This is a genomic window from Nonomuraea sp. PA05 (assembly GCF_008086045.1).
Lineage (GTDB): Bacteria > Actinomycetota > Actinomycetes > Streptosporangiales > Streptosporangiaceae > Nonomuraea > Nonomuraea monospora.
On record NZ_VSEY01000068.1, the window covers coordinates 42,984 to 50,781 of the forward strand.

Annotated in this window: 5 protein-coding genes and 1 pseudogene; 4 read left to right on the plus strand and 2 right to left on the minus strand. The window is 60.9% G+C overall.

Features of this window, described 5'->3' with window-relative positions:
- Positions 1-37 precede the first annotated feature (37 nt).
- The 3 genes and pseudogenes from FXF51_RS56195 (at position 38) to FXF51_RS56200 (ending at position 5,615) form a co-directional block, all read left to right on the plus strand.
- On the plus strand, positions 38-1,267 hold the full coding sequence (locus FXF51_RS56195; RefSeq protein WP_148443087.1) for a helix-turn-helix domain-containing protein: 1,230 nt from the start codon (positions 38-40) through the stop codon (positions 1,265-1,267).
- Between the two features lie 613 nt (positions 1,268-1,880).
- A pseudogene (locus tag FXF51_RS64005) lies at positions 1,881-2,375 on the plus strand (NB-ARC domain-containing protein); the annotation flags it as partial.
- 366 nt (positions 2,376-2,741) lie between these two features.
- Positions 2,742-5,615, plus strand: coding sequence for a WD40 repeat domain-containing protein (locus FXF51_RS56200; protein WP_262380549.1), 2,874 nt, complete (start codon positions 2,742-2,744; stop codon positions 5,613-5,615).
- A gap of 454 nt (positions 5,616-6,069) precedes the next feature.
- On the opposite strand, the gene FXF51_RS56205 is transcribed toward FXF51_RS56200, so the two are convergent.
- Together FXF51_RS56205 and FXF51_RS61575 are read right to left on the minus strand one after the other, a co-directional pair.
- Complete coding sequence (locus FXF51_RS56205) at positions 6,070-6,465, minus strand: SMI1/KNR4 family protein (RefSeq protein ID WP_148443089.1); 396 nt, start codon at positions 6,463-6,465, stop codon at positions 6,070-6,072.
- Positions 6,466-6,649: 184 nt separating this feature from the next.
- A complete protein-coding gene (locus tag FXF51_RS61575; protein ID WP_187415126.1) occupies positions 6,650-6,835 on the minus strand; it encodes a hypothetical protein in 186 nt (61 codons plus the stop codon).
- A 337-nt stretch (positions 6,836-7,172) separates the two neighbouring features.
- On the opposite strand from FXF51_RS61575, the gene FXF51_RS56215 reads away from it, so the two are divergent.
- Positions 7,173-7,798 (plus strand): class I SAM-dependent methyltransferase (locus FXF51_RS56215; protein WP_148443090.1); only part of this gene is annotated, 626 nt, incomplete at its 3' end.

Consider the following 7,798-nt stretch of genomic DNA (forward strand, 5'->3'; position numbering starts at 1 on the left):
CCGCCCCCGTGTCCGCCCGTCCCCGGAGGTGCACAGGATGACCGACATCCCAGAGGTTCCCGTCTGGGCCACCCGCCTGCTCGCCGCGCGCACCGCCCGCGACTGGTCCCAGCGCGATCTGGCCCGCGAACTGATCAGAGTCTCGGACGAGCCGCTGACCGAGGTGCCGAACCTCATCCGCCGCATCCGAGGCCACGAGACCGGCGAGCACCACCCGGACGCCTTCTACACCCGGCTCTACTGCAAGGCGTTCGGCCTGACCGAAGACCAGCTGTTCGGCACCGTCACCAAGCCGGTCCCCACCCTCGCACTCCCTGCCTTGGCCCCCGACGCCGACCTGTACGAGCGCATCACCCGCGCCATTGAGCACCCGTCCCGCGTCGATCTGGCGACCGTGCAATGGCTGGAACACTGCCTGGCCGAACACCGCCGCGTCGAGGACACCATCGGCAGCCGTCCGCTTCTCCCGCTGATCCACGCCCAGCTGTCCACCGTGGCCGACCTCGCCCGAGGCGCCCGAGGCCCGCTCGCCGACCGGGCCGTTGCCGTGCTGGCCCAGTACGCTCAGTTCATCGCCTGGATGTGCCAGGACTCCCACCAGCACGCCGCCGCCCTGGCCTGGTACGACCGCTCCCACGCCTGGGCCCTCGAAGCCGGCGACGCATGTCTCGCCTCCACCACCCTTAACATGCGTGCCCACCAAGCCTGGAGTCTCGGCGACGCGCCCCGCTGCGTCCGCCTGGCCGAAGCCTCCCGCTGGCACGACGGCCGCACCACTTACGGTGTCCAAGGCATGGCCGCCCAAATGGCCGGCCGAGGGCACGCCCAACTCGGCGAAGCCAACGCCGCCCGCACCTGCCTCGCCGAAGCCGAAGACCTCATCCGAACCGCCGCCCAGCGTCCCGAGGACGAGCCACCCTGGATGTACTTCTACGACGAAGGCTGGTTCCTCATGCAACGCGGCATGGCCGAGCTTCAACTCGGCGACGGACGCCGGGCCACCGACTACCTCGAACGCGGCCTTTCCACCCTGCCCGAGCACTATCGCCGCGACAGAGCCTGGTACGGCGCTTGCCTCGCCCGCGCCCAAGCCATCAAAGGCGACGCCGAAGCCGCAGTCGCCACAGCACTGGACGTCGCCCCGGACGCTACAGCGCTCAACGCCTACGCCGTGACTGAACTCCAACGCACCGCCCACGATCTAGCCTCCGTCGGCGCTCCCGGCTCTGAGGTAATCAAAGAGTCCCTGGTAGGTTCGAGGCCGTAGTCAATGTCCCTGCTGTCCCAGTCGTCCCTCGTCCCCTCTCGAAGTGCGGATATTCACGAAAACCAGCTGGGACAGGCTCCAGACAGCAACGACCGTGCTGTCCCTGCGTACTGCTGAAACACTGATCACGTGCCCCCGGGTGTTTCAGCAGCCCTGCATCGCCCTAAACGGTCCGGATGGCGCTAAGGGATGCTGCACACGAGCCAACCTCTCTAGGGACGCAGCTGCACCCGGGACTCCCGGGGCGGTCTGCATATAGGTGGCGTCATTATGTTCCATATTCGCCCGTATGGACCGTTTGTCACTAATTACGCTAGCCGCCCTTGCTGATGGAGGGAGGAGGCCAAGTTGGGTCGACTCCGGATATGTCGAACAACCTTCGCAAATGGCCTTACTATTGACTCCTTGCTCCTGGATGACGGCAGGCGGAGCAACGATCGAGGTGTCGATGGCTCGCAAAGGAACCCTTCTAACGCACGTGACCGCGTCGCTGCTCGTCCTGCTGGGAATCATCTGCGGTCTGGCCACGAACGTCGTTAGCGCATACTTCCCACCGGTTGTAACTGAGCAGCGTGAGTGGTGGGTGAGTGGCCTCATCGGTACTGGGTGCCTGATGATCACGTTAACGGGACTCACGTCGATCATCGAGAAGCGTCGTGGCCGTGCGCGACTGTTCCACGTCCCGCCGCTTGAGGAGGGATGGGTTAATCGTGCTGAACACGAGCAGCTCATAAATACGCTGCTTGGACGCGACACCGGGGCCGTAGGGGTCACGACCGCCTTGGTGGGCGCGGGGGGATTCGGCAAAACGTCACTCGCGATCGCGGGTTGTCGCGATGATCGAGTGCGGCGACATTTCAAAGGCGGCATCGTATGGGTGACAATTGGACAGGAGAGATCTGGGGGCGATCTGACGGCACTTATAAACGATCTCGTAGGCGAGCTTGACGGCTCACGACCAGACACCGTGGACGCTGAGGTGGCTGGGCGGAAGCTAGCCACAAGTCTTGCCGAGCGAGGCCGAGTTCTACTAGTCGTAGATGATGTCTGGTCAACTCGGCAACTACGCCCTTTCCTGCCAGTCACCGAGCAGTCGCGTCTCCTGGTGACAACTCGTAGACCCAGGACTCTTCCGGAGGGGAGCGCAAACGTACTTGTCGATGAAATGACTCACGAGGCGGCCGTACAACTCCTTACCAGAAACCTGGAGGACATGGATGAGGAGCTCGCGGGAACGCTCCTTCGATTGACGGGGCGATGGCCTCTACTTCTGTCGTTGGTCAACGCACGCTTGGTAAGTGACGTTAAACAGGGCGCGGACCTGAGCGCAGCCGGTGCCTATGCGTCAAAACGATTACTCGTTGCAGGGCCCGCTGCGTTAGACGTTACAGAGACGGAGCAACGCGAAACGGCGGTGGCCGCTACCGTAGAGTACAGTCTAAGCGCTCTTGGATCCGGCGAGCGGAGCCGGTTCTTGGAGCTAGGCATTTTTCCGGAAGACATTGAGATTCCGGTATCAGTTATCGAAGTCCTATGGCAGATCACTGGAGAGCTGTCAGCCGAGCAAACGCTGGCACTATGTGACGAACTTGAAGGGCTTTCTCTCGTCAGCAAGCATTGGCTGGAGGCTTCCACGCCAGCAGTCGTCCTACATGACGTTATTCGGGCCTACACTCTTTCCGGCAATGGCCTCGGTGTCGACAATGCGGCAGCCGCTCACCGGGCGTTGGTGGAAGGCGCACGAAAGCTCTTAGGTGGCGATGAAAATAGCCAAGCATGGTGGCAACTTCCTAGTGATGCAGGCTATCTATGGAATCACCTTGTCTTCCATATGCATGCCGCGAATATGGAGGCTGAAACCGACGCGTTGGTGGGAGATGCCCGGTGGCTCATCGAGCGTGTATGTCGCTATGGTCTTGTAGCGGCTGAAGCGGATTTAAATGTATCGATATCTCCACTGTCCCGCCGAATCGGCCGTTACATGGCAAGAAATGCGCATCTCCTGCACGCAATGGGTGTAGAGAGTGACACAAAATCTCATCTTCTCACACACTTATACGCGGTACCCGGCATGAGCCCCCCGCCGGCCATTGCCTGCAAGGCGATGGAAATTTCCTTTATGCAGCCGATGTGGCCAATGTTGGAAGATAGTTCGGTCGAACTGCTTCGCACACTGCATGGGCATACAAAAGCCATAAGTTCCGTCGCAATCTCTGTGGATGGTGAGTGGCTGGCGTCGTCATCAAGAGATGGAACGATCCGAGTGTGGGGTAGGGACGGCTCCCAGCAGGCCACAATCACTGTGCAGCATGACGCAGCCGAGTCCATCGCTCTTGCTCCGCGTGGCACGTGGTTGGCCGCGTCACTATCTGATGGAACTGTTTGGGTTTGGAATGCCGATGGAACTCTGCTCTCGCGTGTCGACAGCTCTACAGGAGTAAAAGCAGTTGCCATCGCTCCTGACGGTACCTGGTTTGCCACAAGTACACCTGAGGACGACATCGTCCGGTTATGGGATCTAAGCGGCAACCCTATAAGTAGTCTCATAGGACATACCGGCGGCATCAAACATGTGGCCATTGCGCCGGACGGTGCATGGATCGCCACTGCCTCGTACGATGGAACAGTTCGGTGCTGGGAGCCGCGTGGAAGGCTGTTGCATCTCATTCAAGGTCACGCCGATGGAGTAAAGGCGATTTCCATCACTGCTGACAGTTCTTCCATGGTAAGTACATCGTACGATGGCACGATTCGGATATGGACACGCGATGGGGCCGAAAGAGATGGCTCGCCGATTCGAGGCCGGAGAATTAAGTCAACGGTAGTGGCGCCGGATGGAACATGGTTGGCTGCACTCTCCAGTGAAGATCATTCGGTAGTGCTCTGGAATAGCGACGGAACCATGCGGCAGATGCTTCGCACCAATAAGGTGGACACGTTAGTAGTGTCTCCGGGCGGTAGTCTTCTAGTTACGCTTTCCGGCGACAATCTAGTCCGTACCTGGGATATGAACGGCGATCGCCGTGCCGTCTTGCGTGGCCATGTTGACAGGGTCACTGCCGTTGCTGTGTCTCATGACGATGCGTGGCTCGCCAGTGGCTCAAAGGACAGTACGGTGCGTCTATGGAGCTCGGAGCCAAACGATGAGGAGATGCGACTTACCGGCGTCGAGAGCGCCGCCATTGCTCCTGACGGGACTTGGATTGCAGGTGTCTCTGATGATGGCACTGTACGCCTTTGGGATGCCGGAGGTAATGAGCGAGCAACGTTGCCAGAGAGGGCTGAACATGTCATGCCAGCTTCAAGCAGTGCTTGGTTTGTTACTGTCTCCAAAGATGCCCTACAAAAGGCGACGCCCAGTGGCCGTAGATTAGCAGTCAGTCCAAAAGTTAAAATCGCTGTCTGGAACACTGACGGCTCCCCGAAATCGTTGCTCGTGACTCCAGATGTAACGTCAGCTATCGTAGGTATCGCGCCCGATAGTACATGGGTGGCCGCTGCCGTGGCTGCCGAGACTTATGGCAGCCGTGAACAAGCGGCCAAGGGCGGTTCCGACGCAAAAGATAGCGCCATTTACGTGTGGAATCCCGACGGTACGCAACGGGCGACTTTCAAGGTGGATATAGGGAAGCCTCATAGCCTGGTGGTGTCGCCCTGTAGCACCTGGTTTGCGACGACGTTCTCGAATGGTATCGTCCAACTGTATGACGCTCAGGGAAAGGTGCGTGGCGCTCCTCTTCGGTCTGTGGGGGTGAATCCTGTATGTATCGCGCCCGACGGTCGCTGGTTTGCAGTCACTAGAGGAGGAGCGGTAGAACTGTACAGCTCCGATAGCGAGCATAAAGTGACGATATCCCCGACTTCCGGCCCGCCTGAGTCTGTGCACGTATCGGGCAATGGAAGCCTTATCGCGATCATTACGCGAAAGGATACGGTGGAGCTTTATAGCCCTACTGGGGATCTCCTAGGGATTGTTCATGAATCAACAGGTGCGTCAGATTCTTTGATCTTGGCCTTTGACGGTTCCTGGCTTGCTACCCAGTCCACGAAGACGCGTCGCGGGATGAGTGCTTCCAAGGTAAAGGTGTGGAACTCGGACGGTAGTCCTCGCTTTGCATTGCCCACGGAAGTACGCGCAGTAGCGGCATCGCCTGACGGTACGAAGCTTGCAGTGATCGATCTGGATGGCGTCATCGGTGTCTGGGACATTATTCGATCATCGACTCGGAGCAGTGCGAGGATCGCGGGTTCTCCTCGGCTTCTAGAGTGGTTCTCGAGTGGTGCCTTTATCGCGATCGGTACCGACGTAGGCATGAGCGTATTCGAACTCCATACAGGCATGACGTAACAGCCTTGGCCTAGCGTCAAGTGCGAGCATCGGCGCTCTCACGAGCCGTCGCGTCGTTGGGACGAGTGACAGTCTGAGTGACAATCGTCGTGGACGATCACGGATGCACACGTACGTTGATGGAGTTCTGATGCAGGTCATCGGCGGCCTTGCCCGTAGTACCAGGCAGGTTCCCGTTGCCTCGTAATGAAGGGGTCTGGGGTTCGAATCCCCAAGGCGGCTCCCAGTTCAAAGGCCCTCCAGGTTCGTCCGGGAGGGCCTTTCGCGTCAGCGTACGGCGGCAGTGCATGACCAGCAGGGGAAACGTCAACCCGCGTATCGCAGGCGCAGCTCGTTCATCGCAAGGTCCCAGAAGGACCTGTAACGCTTGGCGCCGGGCAGCCATGGCGCGAGATACCAAGCCTCCCACTCACCTCCAGCGGTCCTGATGTGGGGATTCAGGAGAGCCACTCCGTCATCCCAGCATCCGATGAGAAGGGTGTCGGGGCACATATTCCCCTCTGTAATGGATGGAGTCCTGTTCCGGTCCGTAGACGAAGTAGAGCTCGTCGGGCACGCTCCACGAGTTTTCCGGCTTGGGGTCGGACCAGCTCTCGGCGAACGAGGGATCGACATCACGGAACAAGCCGACTTCTTCGATCCGCAGCAGGCGGCAGTCATCGTCATTGCCCCATCCGTCGGCGGACAGGAGAAACTGCCGGTAACTCAGTGGCAGCTCGATGCTGAGCCGTATTTCAAGCTCGCGGACCTGTGCTTCGGTGGCCGGGGGATGCAGATCGCCAAGGGGACTGACCGCACGGTGATCTGTCCTAGCGGGGAAACGTTCAGACCATGGGTACTGGACACTCATTGTGAAGAAGATATCCCCGAATGATCAAACAGGAGAGGGCAGCGGCGCACCCGATGGCGCAGAGCAAGCACCCGATCACCTCGGATCACAACGTCCGCGTCCTCCGGCAGGGGCTGCGCGTCGACGGCCCCGAAGTAGCGCTAGGCACCACATCCATGGCCACCCCGTTTACAAGCTCCACCGGTCAGCACCTGACGTCGCCTCTGGCGACCTCGACCGTGCGGTTGCCCGCGAGCTCCCGTGCCCGGGACATGGCGGCCTCGATGTTGTCAGCGAAGTGGAAGGGTGCGTCGCGGTTCCAGCCCTCGGGCATCGGGTGGCGTGTCTCTGAGCTGCTCCACCGTCGCTGGGTGGTCGCGTAGTTCGGCATCTGTAGGAACGGTGCCCGGTCCCACGGCTTGAAGTGGACGCCCATCGAGCGGGTTGCCAGGGGAGAGTCGAATTCGATGACGCGGGTGGGGGTGGTGATCACGCAGCCGTCGGGGTAAGGCGGTCGGGTCCGGGGCGGATGCGGAATAGGGGCCCGAGGTTGAGGACGAGCAGGGCCGAGGGCATGGGCGGCAACGTCAGGCGGGGGTACGGGGGGTGCCCGCCAGGTAGCAGAGGTCGTCGATCAACGCGGCCAGGGGTGGTCGCGGCGCTCTGGACACGTACTGCACGGGTCACAGCATCGCCGATGTGCGATCGGGATGGGGCATCATGGCGCGATGAACCTGCGCTACGACGATGTGATCGGTCCGCTCAGAGCGGCGTACGACGACGGTGCGGAGTTGCGCGACAGCCACGGCAAGGCTCCGTGGAAGCTGGCGGAGCGGGAGGCGTTCCTGGGCAAGCTACGGGAGCACGGGTGCGAGCGGTTGCTGGAGGTCGGCGCCGGCACCGGCCAGGACAGCGTCTACTTCCAGGAGAACGGCCTGAACGTCGTGGCCGTCGATCTGTCGCCTGCCATGGTGGACCGTTGCCGGGACAAGGGCCTCGAAGCCCATGTCATGGACTTTCTCAGCCTTGATTTCGAGCCCGGTTCTTTCGACGCGGTGTACGCGTTCAATTGCCTCCTGCACGTACCTGATGGCGACCTTCCCGCGGTGCTGGCGGCGATCCGGGCGGTGGTGCGGCCCGGCGGTCTGTTCTTCGTCGGTGTGTACGGCGGAGGCAGCATCGTGGGGGAGGGCCTGTTCGAGGGCGACAATCATCAGCCGCCCCGGTTCTTCTCCTTCCGCGACGACGACCGGCTTCAGGAGTTCGCGCGCGAGTGTTTCGACATCGTGAACTTTCACGCTGTGGGGGACGGGGACGGCCGGTTCCAGTCGATGACCTTGCGGCGTCTCCTCTA